This window comes from Streptomyces poriferorum (assembly GCF_019399235.1).
GTDB classification, from domain to species: Bacteria; Actinomycetota; Actinomycetes; order Streptomycetales; family Streptomycetaceae; genus Streptomyces; species Streptomyces poriferorum.
This window is the reverse complement of the sequence record NZ_JAELVH010000668.1, coordinates 1-737: the sequence shown is the minus strand read 5'-3', so window position 1 is coordinate 737 and position 737 is coordinate 1. Positions and strand designations below refer to the sequence as shown.

Annotated in this window: 1 pseudogene; it reads left to right on the top strand. The window is 75.7% G+C overall.

The annotated features are described in order from the left end of the window. Positions 1-737, top strand: a pseudogene (locus tag JGS39_RS40335) (ATP-binding protein); the annotation flags it as partial.

Here is a 737-nt window from a genome sequence, read left to right as displayed (position 1 = left end):
CCTCGCCCGCCTTCGCCGCGGGGCTGCACTGGAGCGCCTGGGAGAGGTCCCTGCGGATCGGCCAGGAAGCCGGCCGGATCGCCGGCGAGGTCGCCGAAGAGGCTTACTTTCACCACGAGTTGGGCGTCCTCGCCCTGTGCACCGGCAACCTCGACCGGGCCAGGGCCGAGCTGGAGACCTCCATCAGCATGCGCGGGGCGCTCGCAGACAAGTCCGGTGCGGTGGCCGGGAGGAGGGCGCTCGCCCTGGTCGAGGACCGTTCCGGCGGACCGGCCGCGGTCGGTGCCCCGGTGATGGACGAGCTGCCGGTCGACCGCTTCGAGGCATCGCCGCCCCGTGGCCTGCCGACGGTCATCCCCGTGTCGATGCCGCGGGCGTACCCGGAGGAGACTGCCGTCGTGTCCCGGCAGGGCGCTCCGAAGACCGCCGCCGAGGAGGGCGGCCGCTTCGCGATGCTGGGCGGGGCCCGGCGCAATCTGGTCGCGGCCGGTGCGGGGGTGCTGCTGGCCGGGGTCCTCGGCACGGTGGTGACCCTCGGGCTCACCTCGAACAGTGACCCGCAGGGTGACCCCGGGGCCTCGACCGAGCAGTCGGTGACCGAGAGCGGAGACCAGGAGGAGGAGCTGCCGGCCGAGGAGCCCGCGGACGGCGCGACTCCGTCCGCCCGGACGTCGGGTTCCGCGTCGTCGTCGGCGACGCCGGGGCCGTCCGGGAGCGGGTCCGCGCCGGCGGCGGGC